This is a genomic window from Williamsia sp. 1135, assembly GCF_002095395.1.
GTDB lineage: Bacteria > Actinomycetota > Actinomycetes > Mycobacteriales > Mycobacteriaceae > Williamsia.
The window spans coordinates 1-470 of sequence record NZ_MJEI01000005.1; the positions used below are offsets into that span (position 1 = coordinate 1).

Consider the following 470-nt stretch of genomic DNA (forward strand, 5'->3'; position numbering starts at 1 on the left):
CCCGATCAAGTGGCCGGTTCTGCCACTCGGTCATTTCCCCGACGACCTTGTCGGTGATCCGTGAGATCGTGTCCTTCGACACCGACGCTCCGTAAATGTCCTGAAAGTGCGCGGATATCTCTCCGGTGGTCAAACCCTTTGCCGTCAAAGACAATACGATTTCATCGATACCCGTAAGGCGGCGTTGGCGCTTCTTGACAATCTGCGGGTCGAACGACGAGTCGACGTCACGTGGCACTTCGATCTCCACCGGCCCGATCTCGGTCAGTACCGTCTTCGACCGCGTCCCGTTTCGGGAGTTGCCGCTGCCGCGGCCGGCGGCATCATGCTTCTCATAGCCCAGGTGTTCGGTCATTTCCGCATCCAACGCGGTCTCCAGAACGTTCTTGGTCAGCTGATTGAGGAGCCCGTTCGGGCCCATCAACTCCACGCCCTGCTCCTTGGCCTGAGCCAGGAGCTGCTCGGCCAAC

At 60.0% G+C, this 470-nt stretch carries 1 protein-coding gene; it reads right to left on the reverse strand.

Features of this window, described 5'->3' with window-relative positions:
- The coding region (locus tag BFL43_RS00025) for a transposase (protein WP_240497973.1) at window positions 1-469 on the reverse strand (469 nt) is incomplete at its 3' end.
- Between the last annotated feature and the right edge of the window lies 1 nt (window position 470).